17 protein-coding genes, 1 tRNA gene and 1 pseudogene are annotated in these 18,419 nt (G+C 64.3%); 8 read left to right on the top strand and 11 right to left on the bottom strand.

Annotated features, from left to right (window positions below; translation table 11 throughout):
• Positions 1 to 32 precede the first annotated feature (32 nt).
• The 4 genes from trxB to ADADO0_RS21000 all read left to right on the top strand — a co-directional run bounded on the left by trxB (position 33) and on the right by ADADO0_RS21000 (position 3,363).
• Positions 33 to 992, top strand: a complete 960-nt coding sequence (gene trxB, locus ADADO0_RS21015) for a thioredoxin-disulfide reductase (protein WP_511307139.1) — start codon at positions 33 to 35, stop codon at positions 990 to 992.
• Between the two features lie 112 nt (positions 993 to 1,104).
• Positions 1,105 to 1,995, top strand: a complete 891-nt coding sequence (locus tag ADADO0_RS21010) for a LysR family transcriptional regulator (protein ID WP_511307138.1) — start codon at positions 1,105 to 1,107, stop codon at positions 1,993 to 1,995.
• 453 nt (positions 1,996 to 2,448) lie between these two features.
• A complete protein-coding gene (locus ADADO0_RS21005; protein WP_511307137.1) occupies positions 2,449 to 2,658 on the top strand; it encodes a hypothetical protein in 210 nt (69 codons plus the stop codon).
• 21 nt (positions 2,659 to 2,679) lie between these two features.
• Positions 2,680 to 3,363 carry a M15 family metallopeptidase gene (locus ADADO0_RS21000; protein WP_511307136.1) on the top strand — a complete coding sequence of 228 codons (684 nt, stop codon included), beginning with the start codon at positions 2,680 to 2,682 and terminating at the stop codon, positions 3,361 to 3,363.
• A 12-nt stretch (positions 3,364 to 3,375) separates the two neighbouring features.
• Here ADADO0_RS21000 and ADADO0_RS20995 read toward each other — a convergent pair whose 3' ends face one another.
• The 11 genes and pseudogenes from ADADO0_RS20995 to fdnG form a co-directional block, all read right to left on the bottom strand.
• The gene (locus ADADO0_RS20995; protein WP_511307135.1) at positions 3,376 to 3,591 is read right to left on the bottom strand and encodes a SlyX family protein; all 216 of its coding nucleotides are present in this window, start codon (positions 3,589 to 3,591) and stop codon (positions 3,376 to 3,378) included.
• Positions 3,592 to 3,620: 29 nt separating this feature from the next.
• Positions 3,621 to 4,058, bottom strand: a complete 438-nt coding sequence (locus ADADO0_RS20990; RefSeq protein ID WP_511307134.1) for a hypothetical protein — start codon at positions 4,056 to 4,058, stop codon at positions 3,621 to 3,623.
• On the bottom strand, positions 4,045 to 4,500 hold the full coding sequence (locus ADADO0_RS20985; RefSeq protein WP_511307133.1) for a hypothetical protein: 456 nt from the start codon (positions 4,498 to 4,500) through the stop codon (positions 4,045 to 4,047). The genes ADADO0_RS20990 and ADADO0_RS20985 overlap by 14 nt, the downstream gene beginning before the upstream one ends.
• Positions 4,501 to 4,541: 41 nt before the next feature.
• Positions 4,542 to 4,637: transfer RNA gene (locus tag ADADO0_RS20980), tRNA-Sec, on the bottom strand.
• 156 nt (positions 4,638 to 4,793) lie between these two features.
• Positions 4,794 to 6,614: pseudogene (gene selB / locus ADADO0_RS20975) on the bottom strand (selenocysteine-specific translation elongation factor); the annotation flags it as partial.
• Positions 6,611 to 7,405, bottom strand: a complete 795-nt coding sequence (locus ADADO0_RS20970; protein ID WP_511307132.1) for a tetratricopeptide repeat protein — start codon at positions 7,403 to 7,405, stop codon at positions 6,611 to 6,613. The gene ADADO0_RS20970 and the pseudogene selB, both read right to left, overlap by 4 nt.
• Positions 7,392 to 8,816 (bottom strand): L-seryl-tRNA(Sec) selenium transferase, encoded by a 1,425-nt coding sequence (selA, locus tag ADADO0_RS20965; protein WP_511307131.1) that lies wholly within the window; start codon positions 8,814 to 8,816, stop codon positions 7,392 to 7,394. The genes ADADO0_RS20970 and selA overlap by 14 nt, the downstream gene beginning before the upstream one ends.
• 6 nt (positions 8,817 to 8,822) lie before the next feature.
• Positions 8,823 to 9,740 (bottom strand): formate dehydrogenase accessory protein FdhE, encoded by a 918-nt coding sequence (gene fdhE, locus ADADO0_RS20960; protein WP_511307130.1) that lies wholly within the window; start codon positions 9,738 to 9,740, stop codon positions 8,823 to 8,825.
• Positions 9,741 to 9,880: 140 nt separating this feature from the next.
• Positions 9,881 to 10,570, bottom strand: coding sequence for a formate dehydrogenase subunit gamma (locus ADADO0_RS20955; RefSeq protein WP_511307129.1), 690 nt, complete (start codon positions 10,568 to 10,570; stop codon positions 9,881 to 9,883).
• Positions 10,567 to 11,508, bottom strand: a complete 942-nt coding sequence (fdxH, locus tag ADADO0_RS20950) for a formate dehydrogenase subunit beta (RefSeq protein WP_511307128.1) — start codon at positions 11,506 to 11,508, stop codon at positions 10,567 to 10,569. Before fdxH ends, ADADO0_RS20955 begins: the two co-directional genes overlap by 4 nt.
• A 14-nt stretch (positions 11,509 to 11,522) precedes the next feature.
• Complete coding sequence (fdnG, locus tag ADADO0_RS20945) at positions 11,523 to 14,609, bottom strand: formate dehydrogenase-N subunit alpha (protein WP_511307127.1); 3,087 nt, start codon at positions 14,607 to 14,609, stop codon at positions 11,523 to 11,525.
• 461 nt (positions 14,610 to 15,070) lie between these two features.
• Here fdnG and ADADO0_RS20940 point away from each other — a divergent pair, with 461 nt between their 5' ends.
• The 4 genes from ADADO0_RS20940 (at position 15,071) to ADADO0_RS20925 (ending at position 18,410) form a co-directional block, all read left to right on the top strand.
• Positions 15,071 to 15,610: a TlpA family protein disulfide reductase gene (locus ADADO0_RS20940; protein WP_511307126.1), complete on the top strand. Its 540-nt coding sequence runs from the start codon at positions 15,071 to 15,073 to the stop codon at positions 15,608 to 15,610.
• Positions 15,607 to 16,707 (top strand): transglutaminase-like domain-containing protein, encoded by a 1,101-nt coding sequence (locus tag ADADO0_RS20935; RefSeq protein WP_511307125.1) that lies wholly within the window; start codon positions 15,607 to 15,609, stop codon positions 16,705 to 16,707. The genes ADADO0_RS20940 and ADADO0_RS20935 overlap by 4 nt, the downstream gene beginning before the upstream one ends.
• A 219-nt stretch (positions 16,708 to 16,926) precedes the next feature.
• Positions 16,927 to 17,982, top strand: a complete 1,056-nt coding sequence (gene selD / locus ADADO0_RS20930; protein WP_511307124.1) for a selenide, water dikinase SelD — start codon at positions 16,927 to 16,929, stop codon at positions 17,980 to 17,982.
• Between the two features lie 101 nt (positions 17,983 to 18,083).
• Positions 18,084 to 18,410, top strand: coding sequence for a hypothetical protein (locus ADADO0_RS20925; RefSeq protein WP_511307123.1), 327 nt, complete (start codon positions 18,084 to 18,086; stop codon positions 18,408 to 18,410).
• The last annotated feature ends 9 nt before the right edge of the window (positions 18,411 to 18,419 follow it).

Below are 18,419 nucleotides of genomic sequence, written 5' to 3'. Positions count from 1 at the left end.
GCGTTGGAAGCGCCGCCTGTCTTGAGGTTTCCATGACCGCCCACCACGCCAAGGTCGTTATCATCGGGTCGGGTCCGGCCGGATATACGGCTGCTATCTATGCGGCTCGCGCCATGCTGGAGCCGATCCTGTTCGAGGGCATCCAGCCCGGCGGGCAGCTGACCATCACCACCGATGTCGAGAATTATCCGGGCTTCGCCGACGTCATCCAGGGACCCTGGCTGATGGAGCAGATGCGTGCCCAGGCGACCCATGTGGGCACCCGCATCATCTCCGACCATGTGTCGAGCATCGATCTGTCCCATCGTCCGTTCCGCATCGTCACCGATAGCGGCGCCGTCTACATCGCTGAAACAGTCGTGCTGGCAACGGGTGCTCAGGCGCGGTGGCTCGATCTGCCCTCGGAAGAGGTCTATCGCGGCGGCGGCGTTTCGGCCTGCGCCACCTGCGACGGCTTCTTCTATCGCGGCAAGGAAGTCGTGGTGGTGGGCGGCGGCAACACGGCGGTGGAAGAGGCGCTGTTCCTCACCAATTTCGCCAGCAAGGTCACGCTGGTTCATCGGCGCGACCGACTGCGCGCGGAGCGCATTCTTCAGGACCGCCTGTTCGCCCACCCCAAGGTGGAAACAGTGTGGAATGCCGAGGTCGAGGAAGTGGTGGGTGTTCCCGACCCCAACCGCGTCACCGGCGTCAAGCTAAGGGACGTGCGCACCGGTGCGCAAAGTGTCGTGAAGGCGGATGGCTTCTTCGTCGCCATCGGCCATGCGCCCGCCACCGCTCTGGTGGAAGGGCAGGTGCGCCTGAAGTCGAATGGCTATGTCTGGACCGCGCCGGATTCCACCTCAACCTCCGTGCCAGGCCTGTTTGCGGCGGGCGATGTCGCGGACGATACCTATCGCCAGGCGGTGACAGCTGCCGGGCGCGGATGCATGGCGGCGCTGGAGGCGGAACGCTTCTTGACGCTGAACGAGACTTCGCTGGCTGCGGAGTGAATGGACGGCGCTGTCACCGCCTCAAGCGGTGCTGGCGCCGGACGGGACAAACGGGACGGGATGACAACCGGGGACGCACGTCCGGGTCATCCCCTCCAGGGGCGGGCCAAAGATGGACTGGGACAAGCTTAAGGTCTTCCACGTCGCGGCGGAGGCCGGCTCATTCACCCATGCCGGCGAAACGCTTGGGCTGTCGCAATCCGCTGTCAGCCGGCAGGTGTCCGCCCTGGAACTGGAGCTTAAGGTTCCGCTGTTCCACCGCCACGCGCGCGGGCTCATCCTGACCGAGCAGGGCGAATTGCTGTATCGGACCGCGCACGAGGTCTTCCTCAAGCTGGAATCAGCCCGTGCGCAACTGACCGACAGCCGGGAAAAGCCGAACGGCGAATTGCGCGTCACCACCACCATGGGGCTGGGCACCCATTGGTTGACAGCCCGCGTGGGCGAGTTCGTGGACCTTTACCCGGATATTCGCATCCAGCTCATCCTCACAGACGAGGAGCTGGACTTGGCGATGCGCGAGGCTGATGTCGCCATTCGCATGCGCCAGCCGGTTCAGCCGGATCTGGTGCAGCGCAAGCTGTTCACTGTGCATTTCCACGCCTATGCCTCGGCCGACTACATCAAGCGCCACGGCCACCCTCGAAGCCTGGATGAACTCGACAAGCACCGAATCCTGCTGCTTGGCGGCCCCATACCCAGTTATTTCCAGGGGCTGAACTGGCTGGAGCATGCCGGCCGGGAAGGCGGCGCGCCGCGTGTCCCAGCCTTCGAGGTAAACAGTGTCCTTGGCCTGCGGCGCGCGGTGGAGCGGGGCGTGGGAATCGGCACGCTGCCGGACTATCTGACCGACGACGCCACCTCGCTGGTTCAGCTTTTCACCGATCGTGAAACGCCTCAATTGGAGGCATATTTCACCTATGCTCAGGAAATGCGCTCGGTTGCGCGTATCCAGGTGTTCAGAGACTTCCTGATCTCCAAAGCTCAACGGTGGAATTACTGATTTATGACGTTGGATGCGCCGATTTCGGCGTCCGGTGACCTTTAGCCAAGCGTCAGGCACATGCCTGATATGCAGTCAGTTTTGATTGTGTTCTGCTCAAAGAGGGGGCATCTTGCCTTTGCACTGCTTGCACCTTGTGCGGTGCAGCAGCTGTTCCCCTCTGGAAGGTTCGCCGCTCTGCGGCGATACTTGCCGGGCCTTGCAAAAGGTCCGGCATTTTTTTGTGCCGTCGCCAAACTGGGCGCATCATACTTCTGCACATACGATTTGCGGTCGTCACGGGGAACCCGAGGTGGCCTCGGCGCGTTTCAACGGATTGAAAATCCGGGAAAGCGGCAGATGGTTTCGTCACTCATGCGTGCAGAAAGAACTCGGGTCGAAACCCGGGTCGCAAAAATTTGGGTGCTGGGTCCATTTCCGGGGTCTGATCCTGTTCGCCCGCCTGAACCTCCTATGCTTCCTCCCGAACCGATCGAAGAACCCGGCCTTCCAGCACCCGGCCCCGACCTGCCGCCCCTGCCGGAAGGCGATCCCTCGCGCGAACCGCGCCGCGAGCCATTCCCGGACTTCCCTCCCGTTGACGATCCGCAGCCCGGGCGGCACGATCCGCTTCAACGCCTGTTCTATGCCGCCGCTTATCGGTCGGACCTCTGGATGGGCTGAGGCATCCAATAGGGTCATCGAATGGACCGTCAGACGGTGGGCGCGGCCTTTGCTTTGGGACTGGCCAGCCTTTCCCCGAGTCCCGCGCTGAGCGAGATGCCGGCGAGCTTCGTCGATGTTTCGAAGGTTGTGCCAAACGCCCGTTTCGACGTCCGCTATTTCACCTCCAATAATTTCGTCGGCGCGCGGATTGATGGATATGAGGCCCCGCGCTGCTTTCTAAGCTTGCCGGCCGCCACAGCATTGCGGGCTGTCGCTGCCGACGCAGAGCGGGCGGGGCAGGGTCTCCTGATCTTCGATTGCTATCGCCCTGCGCGGGCGGTGGCGCATTTCGCCCGCTGGGCGGCGGATCTGACCGAGCAGTCCACCAAGACGGCTTATTATCCTGACGTCGAGAAAAGCCACCTGTTCTCGGAAGGCTACCTCGCGGCGAGGTCCGGCCATTCGCGCGGTTCCACGCTGGATCTGACCCTGACCGACATGACGAGTGGGCATGAACTGGACATGGGGACGCCTTTTGATCTGTTCAGCCCGCGCTCCTGGCCCAATTCGCGGGCCGTCACGCCGGCGCAGCGCGCCAACCGGCTTGCTCTTTCCACCCTGATGGAGCGCAACGGCTTCAAGGCATTCGACAAGGAGTGGTGGCACTTCACCCTAGCGAACGAGCCGTTTCCCGACACCTATTTCGATTTCCCCATCCGCTGAAACTGGCGCTGTTCAATAGTGCGGGGGCGGGGGCTCCGGGCCGTCGCGGGAAGAGCCCATGTATTGGATTTCCTCCCGCAATTGCGCGAGCTTTCTGTCCAGCAGGTCGATCTTTCCCCACTGCGCGGTGATCACATCGTTCAGCTCCGAAATTGTCTTGTCCTGATGCGCGATGCGGATTTCCAGCGCATCGAGCCGGTCGCGGGTTTCAGGCTCATCGCCGCTCATCATGGGTTTTCCCAAATTCTCTTTCCCGGTCAGTTGGCCGGGACCTCCTCTATCTTAAGCCGCCGCCCCCAGGTGTCGAAGAACTGGCCCTCATTCAGGGTCAGCCGATCCTCACGCACCCGCGCCTCCAGTGCCCGGAGGCGGGTACGAGCTTCTGCATTCGGCAGCAGGCCCCCGGCATCAAGCGCCGGGAAGAACGCGGCACCGTCCCATGTCTGACCCGACCCCGCGAACAATGTCACGATTTCCGGCCAGCGAACCTCGTCGCCGATGATGTTCAGGAAGGTGGAGGCCAGAGGACTCACCTCCAATGCGCCGATGCGCACCAGAACCACAAGTGCCGTGAATGACCCCTCCACGGCGAAGGCTTCCGCCAGCCACGCATCGAAATCGGTGGCGGGGTCTTTTCCGCCCGGCTTCGGCTTCTTGAAGCGGGCCTGCTCGGGTTTGCGCCTAGAAGTCGACAAGCGGCGTCTCTTGCATGTAGTGCTGGAAAAGGTACCAGAACGGCGTTTCGCGGGTCTCTAAATACCACGCTTCAAAGGCCGCCATGGCAGTGGGCGCATCCTTCGCTTCGCCCTCGGGAGACACCTCCTTGAGAGCCGCGTGGATCGCCTGCGCGACCGGTGCGAAGCGCGCCAGAACCTCCTGGCGCGCCGGAGTGTCCTCATCCCACCCGAGCCGGGTCCGAAGGTAGGCCTGGGCATAGCGCACGGCCCCATCGGGGTCGTCGGCACCATTCAGCGTTTCTGCGAGGCTCCGCAGGAAATTCACACGGCGGTACGCCTCGGCCCGTCCCGCGGCCAATGCCTTCGCCTTTGCTTCCGCTTCGACACGGAATGCGCGCTCGGCCTCCTCGGCCGCCTCGGCGGTGGCCTGTAGGGATTGCAGATAGGTTGAGAGGCTCATCAGCGTGGTCCGCTTCGCGGTGCGGCCCGCGCGTGTGAATTTGGCGGAAGAGAGTGGGAGTCGAACCCACCAAGGACCGGCTCGCGGCCCCTCCCGGATTTGAAGTCCGGACGCCCCACCAGGGACGCTTCTCTTCCCTCGATCCCAGCCGGCGGTGGCGCCGTGCCGGGGATATCTTGCGCCGGCGCATCATCGGCCAGCGCGCGGAACAGGTCCAGCCTATGCGGGTTCACGCGGCGCAGATCTCCACGCCGCAGCGTCAATCCGTGGCGGTCGAAAAACTCCAGAATCTGGATTGCGACCTTGCGGCCGTTCTCCACTTCGTCCCGGAACTGGGCGGCGGTGAACTCGCCGTGAGCGGCGCCCAGCCGCACCAGTATTCCCACCATCTCCCCGACTGTATTTCGCAGGAAGAAGTGGTCGTGCGCCACCTCATCCACGCGCCCCAGGCGGCTGAGCAGTTTCATCATCCGGCGGATGTCGGTTTCCGGCTCGCCCAGCGTGCCAGCGATATCCCGCACACGGGGCGGACGGAACCGCTCCCCACCGCCAATGAACGGCTTGGTTCGCTGCCAGAGTGCTTCATCGTGCGCGGTGAGGCGCACCTCGAACCCGACCCGCCGCACCCAGGCGCCATCGAGCGCGATCTCCCCGTCGCGGGCCAGACGCTGAAGCGCCGTCGCGAACACGGCACCGGGAAGCCGGGGGAGCGACTGGAGGCGCAGGCGCTCGATCCCAACACCGGGAAGATCAGGATTTTCCGCGTGGAACGCATCTAGCCGGGCCAGCAGGGCGATGCGGAATGTGTCCCAGCGATCCGCCGAGAGCACATGGCAGGTTTCCCCGACATCCAGGCGCGCAAGTCCGAGACGGTCAGCGATGGCGTCTACCGCGTCCGGTGCCATCGCGCGGTCACGGGCGAAGGCGGTGAGGTCGAGAAAGAAGGGTGCCGTTTCCAGCAAGGCGGACACGGCCGCGCTGGGGTCCGCGCGCATATTCGCGGCGAGTTGTGCGAGGCGCTCCGGTGTGCGGCGCTTGCGAGCTGGGGCGCGCAGGTCGAGCAGCCGTCCCCCGCCGATGGTGCGTTGGGCGGAGGTATCGCGCACCACGAAGCGATCCCCCGATGCCACGGCGATGGGCTGTTCCAGCACCAGTTGCACAAGACCCATTTCGCCCGGCGCAATGGGGTCGCCCAGCAGGACGATGCGGGCGCCGACCTCGCACGCGGCGGTGTGCAGCCGCACCGGTAGCCATTGCGAGATCGCCTTGCGCTCGCTCGCGAGGACCCTGAGGGTGGCGTCGATGCGGTCCGTGGGCAGATGGAGCGCGGGATCGAGCACCACGTCGCCGCGGGCGATCGCCTCCTTCGATATGTCTTCGCCGGAGAGGTTCAGGCCGCAGCGGTCCCCCGCCTTGCCACTCTCCGCGGGGGTGTCCTGGGCGCGGATCGAGCGCACGCGGGCCTGGATGCCGGTGGGGCTGACGATAATCCGGTCCCCGGCCTTAACTTTTCCCGACAGCACGGTGCCCGTCACCACCGTCCCCGCGCCGGAGAGGCTGAAAGAGCGATCCACCGCCAGCCGGAAGCGGCCGGTATCGGGGCGCGCTGCGAGGATCCGCGCGGCGGTTACCAGGCGATCTCTGATCTCCGCGATACCCATGCCCGTGGCGCTAGAGGCGGGAATGACCGGCGCCCCCTCCATTGCGGTTCCGGACAGGGACCTAGCGATCTCGGCGGTCACGGCATTCAGCCGGTCTTCGTCCACGATATCGGCTTTGGTGAGGGCCACCAGAGCGTGAGAGATGCCCAAGAGATCGATGATCGCGAGATGCTCGCGGGTCTGGGGCATCACACCATCGTCGGCTGCGACCACCAGCAAGGCGAAGTCGATGCCGCTCGCGCCGGCCAGCATGGTGTGCACGAATTTCTCGTGCCCCGGCACGTCGATGAAGCCGAGCGTCGCGCCGTCCTCCTGGGGCAGGTAGGCAAACCCAAGGTCGATGGAGATGCCGCGCGCCTTCTCCTCCTTCAACCGGTCCGTATCGACACCCGTGAGCGCCCGCACCAGCGAGGTCTTGCCATGGTCGATATGTCCTGCGGTGCCGATAATCATGTGCTCGGCTCCGGCAACTTCTGCTTCGCATGCCGCTCGATGCGGGCAATCTCCTCAAGCGAAAGCGTCGCGCGCACGGCTTCCAGAAACGGACCTGCCAAACCGCTGCCGCCGGCATAGCCGCGCAGCAGCCACTCATAGGCCAGAGCCGGGTCGCGGGGCACGCCGGAGCCCAGGTGATAGGCCGCACCCAGCATGGCCTGGCCGTCGGGGTCTTCGCGCTCTGCGGCGGCGCGCCACCAGCGGGCAGCCGCCTCGGGGTCGCGCGAAACACCGAGAGCGTTGTGGTGGAGCATGCCAAGCCGGGTCATGGAGGATGCCACGCCCTGGTCGGCGGCCGCCTGTGCCCAAAGTCGTGCCTGTCCCATGTTGGCGGGGATGACCTCGCCTTCAAGCAGCATCCAGCTCAGCATGTCCTGAGCCGGCGCATCGCCCTGTTCGGCGGCGGCGCGGTAGAGTTCGGCTGCGTGGGCATAGTCCTGCGGGGCGCCTTCGCCTTTGAAGTAGAGCGCGGCGAGGTTGCGCTGGCCTACGGGGTCGCCGGCCTGCGCCGCTAGCGATAGCCAGCGTTGCGCCAAAGCGGGGGCGCGTTCGACACCGATGCCCTCGGCGAAGCAGGCGCCGATATTGTTCTGCGCCCGCGCCACCCCTTGCCGGGCGAGCCGTTCCCACAGATTGAGCGCGGTGATGTAGTCACCGGCCTGCGCCGCTGCGAGCGCCTGGGGCATGGCGACCTTTTCGTCGAGAACCTGCTCCGGCGGGGCCCGGCGCAGGCGGTCAAGCCAGCCCATGGGGAAGATCCAGGGCAGCGAGGGAGGCCAGGAAGGCGCCTTCATCCTCCAGGCAGCGCAGGTCAAGAACCAGCGCGCCATCCTCGATGCGTCCGATGATCGGAACGGGCACGGCGCGTAGGGCGCGGGCGAGGGCATCGAGCGCATGCCCGCCGCCCTCGGGGCGCAATGCGATAGCGAAGCTTTCCAGCGTTTCCGTCGGTAGCGCCCCCGATCCGATCTGGCTGCGGCAGGCGCGCGCGGTGACCGCCACGCGCGGGCCGAAACGCATCGCCAGCAGCGGCAGGAAACGGTTGGCCATGGCCTCCATCTCGGCCGCCTTGCGCGCCAGCAGGCGCAGGGTCGGCAGGCGGGCGGCGAGGCGATCGGGATCGCGATAGAGCTTCAGGGTGGCTTCCAGCGCGGCCAGGCGGATCTTGTCCACCCGCAGCGCCCGCTTCATCGGGTTCTTGCTGATCGCTGCCAGCAAATCCTTGCGCCCAACGATGAAGCCGGTCTGCGGGCCGCCCAGCAGCTTGTCGCCGGAAAAGGTGACGATGTCCGCCCCATCGGCCACCGCTTCCCGCACGGTGGGCTCGTGGGTGAGGCCGTAGCGGGTGAGGTCGCACAAGGTGCCGGAGCCGAGGTCGTGGAAAAGCGGCACGCCTCTCTCGTGAGAAAGCGCCGCGAGGTCGTTTGGCGCCACCTCTTTGGTGAAGCCCTCGATGCGGTAGTTCGAGGTGTGCACCTTCACCACCAGGCCGGTCTGCGGACCGATGGCACCGATATAATCTTTCGGGTGCGTGCGGTTGGTGGTGCCCACCTCCATAAGCTTGGTGCCAGCGCGGGCCATGATGTCAGGCATGCGGAAGGCGCCGCCGATCTCGATCAGCTCGCCGCGTGAAACGATGGACTCCTTGCCCAACGCCAGGGTGTTCAACACCAGCAGCACGGCGGCGGCGTTGTTGTTGACGACGGTCGCGTCTTCCGCGCCGGTCAACTCGCAGAGCAAGTCGCGCACATGGTCGTCCCGTTCGCCGCGCCCGCCCTCGACCAGATCATATTCCAGCGTCACCGCCTGCTGCATGGCACGGAGCGCCGCCTGCTGCGCCTCCTCCGCCAGCAGCGCGCGGCCAAGATTGGTGTGGAGCACGGTTCCGGTCAGGTTGAATACGGGACGCAGGCTCGGCTGCGCCTGTGCATCGAGCTGTGCGAGTGCCGCCGCCGCGAGGTCGTCGGCAGATGCGCCGCTTGTGCCTCCCGCGCGTGCGGCGCTGCGCGCGCTGTCAAGCACGTCGCGGACTGCGCCGGTAAACGGTTCGCGGCCGTGCTGCTCAATGCCGGCGCGCGCGACCGTGCATTTCAGCACCTGATCGACGGAGGGGAGGGCGCGAAGCGCCTCTGCGATGGTGTTCGGCTCGACGGCGGCCATGGGCGCTCAATAGCCAAGCAGGAAGGGATTGAAGGCGGCGCGGCGGTATGGGCCGTCTCGCATCAACAGGTCGAGGCCGAGAGAGGCGACATCATCCGCCAAGGGCTCTGCCTCCATGTCCTTGGCCTGGTAGAGCACCTTCACGTAGGAATGGCATTCGTCGCAGGTTTCCGCCTTCACCGTGCCGCTGTCGCCTTCGATCTCCTGGAGGCCGATGCCCTTGGTTTCGCCGCAGACCACACAGCGCACGCGCACATGGTTCCAGAGCGTGCCGCACAGGGCGCAGGCGCAATAGCGCGCGCCCGGCGCGGTCGGCCAGCTCACCACAAGGCTCGCCAGAGGCGGGCCACCGCAGGACGGGCAGGCGCCCTCAGCGACCCGCGCCAGGCGCTCCGCATCGAGGCCCGCCGCGAGGCGCGCGAAATGCACCTGAAGGGCGGCCGCCACATAGAGATGTTCCGCCAGCGTCTCGACGGGGAGGGAGTCCGCGAGCACGTTGCGCACCATGGCATCGCGCGATGCCGGGCCTGCTGAAATCACGCGCTCAAGCGCAGCTTCCGCAGCTTCCGGCTTCTCAACCGCACGGGCGGCTACCAGCAATGAGTCCAGCGTCACCTCGAACGCCGCATCGAGAGTGAACCGCCCACGGTCGAGAGGCGGCATAGCGAATTCCGCAGCGCGGGCGAGGGTTTCGTCGTCGGGCCCCTCAACCGGAGGCAGATCGGCGAGGACGCGATGCTGCGCATCCACCAGCGCGGACAGAAAGATCAGGTAAGGCTTCAATTCACTGCCCTGCGCCAGGGTGGCGAGGCGGCGGGCGCGATGGGCGAACAGACGATCGGGCTGAGGAAGCTGCGCATAGGGCGGTTGGGCAATGCCGCCGATCACGCTCGGATCGGGCAGGATACTGGAAGCATTCGACATGGTTTCCTCACGAACCCCACGGGTCACGCGGTGGGACAATCGTCACGCGCGGCAGCGTGTGAACGAAACGATTTAAACGGCATTTCACCGCCGGATTTGGGAGCGTGCAAGGTGGGACCCCCCCTTGCACGCCGGGCCGGCTATTCCGCCGGGGTTTTGCTCGAAGGCTTACGAGCGACCAGTTCGCGCAGCCACTTGCGGTGGTGGCGCCACGCCCACCCGCCAGTGACCTCGCCTTTGGTCATCGCGCCGATGGTGCCGCGCACCCAGATGGCGGCATAGACGTGCACGATCCACACGCAGATGATCGCGATCGCCGCCAGCGCATGCACCAGGATGGCGATGCGTTTCTGGGGGATGGTGGTGAACTGATAGAAATACTGATCCCACACAGCGAAGCCCGACGAAATCAGCACGATGATCAGAAAGGACATGCCCCAGAAGACGAATTTCTGGCCGGCATTGTACTTCCCCAGTTCGGGCAGATTTTCTTCATTCCCCGCCAACACGTCTCGGATGCGCCGCAGCCAGGTCCCGTCCTCGGATTTCCAGAGATTGGCTTTCCAGAAACGAAAGAACAGCCCGGCGAACGAGAAGAACAGCACCACACCGATCCAGGGATGGATGGCCCGCGTGGCCTGCCCGCCGCCAAACAGGGCGCTAAGGAAGAACAGCTTGGGGCTGAACAGCGCCATGCCGGAAATCGCCAGCAGAATGAGGCTGATGGCGGTGATCCAGTGGTTGATGCGCGCCGCCAGGGTGTAGCGGCTCACGACGACGGGATGCCCCTTGCGGACCCCGTCGCCCTTTTCCAGGTCGTAGGCGCTCATGTCCGGTCACTCCCGGTCAGCTTCTCGGCGTTCTCCTCATCCTCGGAGCTGACCTTGTTGGGGCCGGCAACGAGGTGATGAAGCACACCGGCCACGGCGGCGAGGCCGATGGCGGCAAAACCGAAATACTTGGTCGCGCCCTTCCAGATTTCCACGATGGGACTGATGCGCGGATCACTGGGGAGGTTGGCGTAGATCTCGGGCTTGTCGGCATGCTGGAGCACGTACATCACATGCGTGCCGCCGACGCCGGGCGGGTCATAGAGACCGGCGTTCTTGTAGCCGCGCGACTTCAGATCGGTAATGCGACCCTCCGCCCACTTCTTCATGTCGTCCTTGGTGCCGAAGGCGATGGCTTGGGTGGGGCATGCCTTGGCGCAGGCAGGCCACTGGCCTACCGCCACGCGATCCGAACACAGCGTGCATTTGTAGGCCTTGTTGTCTACCTTCGAGATGCGCGGAATGTTGAACGGACATCCCTTGATGCAATAGCCGCAGCCGATGCAGTTCTCGTGAACGAAATCCACGATACCGTTGGAATATTGCACGATGGCGCCGGGCGCCGGGCAGGCCTTCAGGCAACCCGGGTCTTCGCAATGCATGCAGCCGTCCTTGCGGATCAGCCATTCCAGATTGTCGGTCTCGGGATTCACCCATTCTGTGAACCGCATCAGGGTCAGACTCGCCGGGGTGAGATCCGGTGGGTTGGTATAGGAGCCGTTGAAGGTACCGATCTCCTCATGGAGATTGTTCCATTCAAGGCACGCCGCCTGACAGGCCTTGCAGCCGATGCACTTCGACACGTCGATGAGCTTGGCGACTTCGGTCTGGCGCGGTGACGCCGGCGTTATGGTGGACGCCGAGCGCCGGATCAGGTCCTTCTCCCCGAACTTTGTCGGGGTCGGAGCGATCGGGGGATTTGGGGCTGGAGGGAACATCTATTTCATCTCCCTCATGCCACCGGCCCGGTCGAGGGCTCGATATTGACCAGGAACGCCTTGAACTCCGGCGTCTCGATGTTGGCGTCGCCGACGAAGGGCGTGAGCACATTGGCCCCAAAGCCTTTCTTGGCGGCACCCACGAAGCCCCAATGAATGGGGATGCCGACAATGTGGACCGTCTTGCCGTCTACGGTGAGCGGCCGGATCCGCTTGGTCACATAGACCTTGGCGATCACCGAGCCCCGCTTGGACCAGACGCGGACCCAGTCGACATTCTTGATGCCCTTCTCCTTTGCCAGTTCCTCCGAGATCTCGACGAAGAATTCCGGCTGAAGGACCGAGTTCACATGGTTGTTCTTGGTCCAGTAGTGGAAATGCTCCGTGAGGCGGTAGGAGGTCGCCGCATAAGGGAATTCCGGCGAGGCCACGTCCGCGAACTGCGCAAAGTCGTCCTTGAACACCCGCGCCACCGGATTGCCGCGCACCTTGGGTGCGATGACGTTGGCGACCGGGGATTCAAAGGGCTCGTAATGCACAGGGAAGGGGCCTTCCCGCATCATGCCCCGGGCGAACAGGCGCGACACGCCTTCCGGGTTCATGATGAAGGGGCCGACATCCTGGGGCTTGGCGGTCGGCGCGATGTCGGGGACATCGTAGCCGATCCACTTGCTCCCATCCCACTCCAACAGCTTGCGTGAGGGGTCCCACGGCTTGCCGTCGATATCGCAGGAGGCGCGGTTGTAGAGGATGCGCCGGTTGGCAGGCCAGGCGAACGACCACTTCAGGAAGGCGCCGGTGTTGTCGGGATCGGAATTGTCCCGCCGGGCCATCATGTTGCCGGCCTCGGTGTACGAACCGGAATAGATCCAGTTCGCACACGCAGTGGTGCCGTCATCACGCAGCACGCCGAAGGTGGCGACCTGCTTTCCGGCTTCCAGCAGCTTCTTGGTGGGATCGTTCGGGTCAGCGACATCGGAAACGACGTAGCCGTTCAACTCCTTCGAGAGTTCCTCGGGGGAGGGCTCGTTGGTGTCTTTATAATTCCACGTCAGGTTGAGGATCGGACCGGGGAGGGCGCCGCCCTCCTTGCGATACAGCTCCTTAATGCGCAGGTGGATCTGCGACATGATCCAGATGTCGGTCTTCGCCTCGCCCGGAGGCGAGCCGGCGGGCCAGTGCCACTGAATCCAGCGTCCCGAATTCACCAGCGAGCCTTCATCCTCCGCGAAGCAGGTGGTGGGAAGCTGGATGACCTCGGTGTCGATTTTCGAAGGATCGGTCGGATTGTAGATGCCGTGGTTTTCCCAGAAGCGTGCCGTTTCGGTCTGAAGCGGGTCCATGATGACCAGCAGCTTCAGCTTGCTCAGTGCATCCGCAAGCTTGGCCTTGTTGGGAAATGCCTGGAGCGGGTTGAACCCCTGGCAGATGTAGGCCGTCATCTTGCCCTGCTTCATCAGCTCGAAAGCCCGCAGGATGTCGTAGGCCGGCACGTCGAGCTTGGGCAGCCAGTCGAAGGCAAAGTTGTTCTCCGCCGTCGCCGCCGGACCCCACATGGCCTTCAGGAAGCTCACCATGAACTTCTTGTAGTTCTGCCAATAGCTCATCTGGTTCGGCCGCAACGGCTTGAAGCCGCGGGTCGACATGTAGGTGGCGAAATCCGCCTCCCGTTCCGTGGGCAGGGTGAGATAGCCGGGGATCATGTTGGACATGAGCCCGACGTCTGTCAGTCCCTGAATGTTGGAGTGGCCGCGCAACGCATTCATGCCGCCGCCGCGCACGCCGATATTGCCCAGGATGAGCTGGAGCATCGCCATGGTGCGGATGTTCTGCGACCCCTTGGAATGCTGGGTCCAGCCAAGCGCATACATCGAGGTCATGGTCTTGGTCGGCGAAGAGCATTCGCCGATCATCTCCGCCACCTTCAGGAACTTGTCCTTTGGGGTGCCGGTGATGCGCGAGACCAGTTCAGGCGTGTACTGCGCGACATGCGCCTTCAGCAGGTTCCAGACGCACCGGGGATGCTGGAGCGTGTCGTCCACCACGGCAAAGCCGTCGGTGCCGATCTCGTAATCCCAGGTCGAGCGGTTGTAGTCCCGCTTGGTTTCGTCATAGCCAGTGAAGAGACCATCCTGGTAGGTGAAACCCTCCTTGACGATGTAATTCGCGTTGGTGAACGCCTTCATATACTCCCACTGCACCTTGTTGTTCAGGATGCAGTAATTGATCACGCCCAGCAGGAAGGCGATGTCGGAACCCTGCCGGATCGGCGCGTAATAGTCAGCAACCGCCGCCGACCGCGTGAAGCGCGGATCGACCACGACAAGCTTCGCTCCACGGGTGGCTTTCGCCTCCGTGACCCATTTGAAACCGCAAGGGTGCGCTTCGGCGGCATTGCCGCCCATGATGACCACGAGATCCGTGTTCTTGATATCGGTCCACGAATTGGTCATCGCGCCACGGCCGAAAGTCGGGCCCAAACTGGACACCGTGGGGCCGTGTCAAACCCGCGCTTGGTTGTCGAACACCAGCATGCCAAGGCTGCGGACAGCCTTGTAGGTACACCATGCCGTTTCATTGGTGGTTGCCGAAGCGGCGAGGAAACCGGTCGTCACCCACCGGTTCACGGTCACGCCGTCATTGTTCTTGGCGATCAAATTCTTGTCGCGATCGTCCTTCAGGACCCGCGCGATCTTGTCCAGCGCCACATCCCAGCTCACCCGCTCGAACTTATCGGAGCCGGCTTTGCGCATCATGGGGTAGTTGAGGCGCGTCTCGGAATGGACGATGTCCAGGAGGGCCGCGCCTTTCGGGCACAGCGTGCCGCGATTGGTCGGGTGGTCGACGTCCCCCTCGATATGGGTGATCTGCGCCTTCTCGCCCTTCTTCAGGTCGCCCTTTGCGAAGATCAGGATGCCGCAAGCCACGGAGCAATAGGTGCAGGTATTGCGGACTTCGGTTGTGTTGGTCAGTCTGAAGGGCCGGATCGCGTCCGCATATGCTTGCTCTACGCCGCCGAAGCCGAATGCTCCGAGCGATGTCCCCGCGATCCCCGCACCCGCCGTTCGCAAGAACTGGCGCCGCGAGAGTTCCATGTTCATCGAAGATGACCTCCGATTGGAGCCCCCAACGGGGGACGTGCAAAGGCAGACAAAGCCTTTCCGCCGGGATTCCGACTTGCCAAGAAGGCTATTTTGTAAATGGAATCATGTCAAACTGAGGCTGAGCAAAAGAATGTGTTCGCCAGCGTTTTCGTCTTATACTTTTGGGTGAATTTTCTTCCGGTCCATTGTCTACGCTGCGGAAGCGAAGGGAGTTGGAGAAGTTTATGCTGCAACTGCGAACAGGCAGATAGATTTGGCCGCCGGATTTTCCTGTCTTGTATTTCACGGGAACATCGATTGACCCCTTAAGCGTTGCAGCGCAAAGTCATCGTGTGAGCCCACGCCATGCTCCCGAGTTTCGGGGCGCATCATATCTAAGATCGACCCTCCATTCCGCACTCGCCTCAGGCGGGGCGCTGATAAGGCTCGCGAATTCGGACAAGGGGTGGCTGGCGGCTTTGGTCCTGGCTAGCTCGGCGACCGTGCTGGCCGCTTCGCCTGTCACGCCGAGCGCCTATGACGGACCGGTCCCAGCATTCACCCTTGATCGCCTCGTGCCGGAACAGGCGCCGCCCGCGCCGCTACACCTCGCCGTTTTGAAGGGCCGCGTGGTGCTCGTGCACTTCTTCGCCACCTGGTGCGAGCCGTGCCGCGAGGAACTGCCCTTGCTCGCGCGCCTTGCGGAGCGGTTCGCGGGCCGGCCGGTGACGATCATCGCCGTGGATGTGGGCGAGGTTGACGCGCGCGTGCGCCGCTTCCTCACTGAAACGCCCGTTCCCTTCGATGTGCTCATGGATCGCGACCGCGCGGTCTCCAAGGCTTGGCGGATTTCCGGGCTCCCCAGCACAGTGGTGCTCGACGCCAACCTGCGCTCGCGCCTGATGGCCGAGGGCGACGTGGACTGGGACGCCCAGGATGCGGTGCTCTCTGCTCTGGCAGGCGAAACAATCCCGAAAACCACCGATAAAATCGGTCAGACTGGAGGAAAGCTGCAATGATTAACCGTCGCTTGCTTCTCGCGGGAGGCGCCGCCTTGACCGGCGCCGCACTGCTGCCGCGTTTCGCCGCCGCCCAAACGGTGTTTGCGCCCACCCCCGGCGCGTGGCGCAATTTCCAGGTCGTGACCCGCCTGGAAGTGGTGAAGACCGGCGGCGGCGCGAAGGCTTGGGTTCCGCTTCCCGCCTTCAGCGAGGCGGACTGGTTCAAGCCCGCCGGCAGCACCTGGACCACCAATGCCGCTTCCGCCAAGGCGGTGGGCGACCCTGTCTATGGCGCTCAGATGCTGGAACTGGAATGGACGCCTGCCGAAGGCGCGCCGGTGGTTGAAATCACCAGCAAATTCGCCACCCGTGACCGCTCGGTAGATTTCGCCAAGCCCGGTATGGCGGCTGCGCTCGGCGACAAGGAGCGGGCCTATTATCTGGCCGCCACCGATTTCATCCCAACCGACGGCATCGTCAAGGAGACCTCGGACAAGATCACCACCGGAGCGGCGGGCGATCTGGAGAAGACCCGCGCCATCTATCAATGGGTGGTGGAGAACACCTATCGCAACGCCGCCACGCGCGGCTGCGGGGTGGGGGATGTGGGCTCACTGCTCAAGAGCGGCAATCTTGGCGGCAAATGCGCCGACATCAACGCGCTGTTCGTCGGGCTGGTACGGGCGGCAGGCATTCCGGCGCGCGATGTCTACGGGCTGCGCGTCGCACCTTCCAAGTTCGGCTACAAGAGCCTCGGCGCAAATTCAGACGTGGTGACCAAGGCGCAGCATTGCCGCGCAGAGGTCTATCTCTCCGGCTTCGGCTGGGTGCCGACCGATCCGGCGGATGTGCGCAAGGTGATCCTTGAGGAGCCCCCGGGAAAGCTCGCCGTGGACGATGCCAAGGTCACCGCCGCCCGTGCAGCCCTGTTCGGGAGCTGGGAAGGCAACTGGATGGCCTACAACACCGCCCATGACGTTTCTCTGCCGGGATCGAGCGGGCCGAAGCTGGCCTTCCTCATGTATCCCCAGGCCGAAACGGTGGCGGGCCGCCTGGACTGCCTGGATCCGGATACGTTCCGCTATTCCATCAAGTCGGCCGAGATTTCGGTGTGATGCTCTCGGCCTCTTCCCTGCTTGCAGTGCGCATTCCCTCTCCCGCTTGGGGGAGGGCTCGGGAGGGGAACGGGTGAGAAATGGCGGGGTGCGGAGCCTGCTATGAAGCTCCGACCCCCTCCCCAACCCTCCCCGGCAAGCGGGAGAGGGGGCCACCGTGCATGATGCTGCGGCTGGTCGGCCAACCATGATCATATCCACAGAACCGAAAGACCAAGCATGCCCGACCCCGCCTTCCGTCTCACCAGCCTGGCCCATGGCGGCGGCTGCGGCTGCAAGCTCGCCCCGTCCGTGCTCCAGGAGCTTCTCTCCGGCCAACCGGCGGCGGGGCCGTTCGCGCGGCTTCTGGTGGGCACCGAGACCGGGGACGATGCCGCCGTGTGGGATCTGGATGGCGACACCTGCATCATCGCCACCACGGACTTCTTCATGCCGGTGGTGGACGATCCCGACCATTTCGGGCGCATCGCCGCCACCAACGCGATTTCGGATGTCTACGCCATGGGCGGCACGCCGATCATGGCGCTTGCCATCCTCGGCATGCCGCTCGGCAAGGTGGAGACCACGATGGTCCGTTCGATCCTCCAAGGCGGGGCGGCGGTGTGCGCACAGGCGGGGATACCGGTCGCGGGCGGGCACTCCATCGATAGCGTGGAGCCGATCTACGGTCTTGCGGTAATCGGCACAGTGAAAAAGGCTGATATCCGCCGCAACAGCGACGCGCAGCCCGGCGACGCGCTGATCCTCACCAAGGCGCTGGGGGTCGGGGTGTATTCCGCCGCCTTCAAGAAGGAAGCCCTCTCGCCCGACGCGTATGAGGAGATGATTGCTTCGACCACGCTTCTCAACAAGGTCGGCGCCGCGCTGGCGCGCGATGCAGACGTGCACGCCGTGACCGACGTGACCGGCTTTGGCCTCTTAGGCCATGCGCTGGAAGTGGCGCGCGGCTCCGGCGTTGCGATCGAGCTTGATGCGGCGCGCTTGCCGCTTCTGTCCCATGCCCAGGCACTGGTCCGGCAGGGATTCGTCACCGGCGCTTCGCTTCGCAACTGGGCCAGCTACAGTTCCGGCATTCGGCTGCCCGACGACTGCCCTGATTGGCAAAGGCACCTGCTGACCGATCCCCAGACCTCCGGCGGCCTATTGGTTTCATGCACCGAGGACGCAGCGGACCGCCTTGTGGAGCAAATTCATGCGGCCGGATATCCGTTCGCGCGCCGCATCGGCCGGGTGATTGAGGGCCGGCCGCGTGTAGAGGTCTTCGGTACTCTTTGAGGCGAGGCGGCTCGTCCGCTTTCCTATCATTGACAAGGCAGCGGAACGGGCAAGCCACAGCAGCGTTTCCCTCGAAAGGAACCAGCGCCGAGGAAATGCTCATGCTCAACCGCCAAATCCGCTCCATCGCCTGCGTAGGGGCGGCTCTGCTCGTCCTCGGCACAATCCCCGCCGTGGCGCAAAAGCTGGGACCGGCAGCAGGCTGCGAGGCGACGCCCGACAAGGCGGCGCCCACGCCCGCCAAACAGGGGGGAAGCTCGGGCACGGATCCCGGAAATGCCGGCTCCACCGGATGGTCCGGCGGCACCGGCGGCTCCAACATCGGAACCACGCCGGGTTCGCCGACCCCCGGCTCACCGACCGAACATCCCGCCACCGTCCAGGGGGTCAACCCTTCAGTCGTAGGACCGACCCGCAAGGACTGCTGACGCGCGGAT

The organism is Aquabacter sp. (assembly GCF_965279295.1).
GTDB lineage: Bacteria > Pseudomonadota > Alphaproteobacteria > Rhizobiales > Xanthobacteraceae > Aquabacter.
The sequence above is the reverse complement of the archived record's forward strand: the minus strand, read 5'-3'. Positions and strand labels throughout refer to the sequence as shown.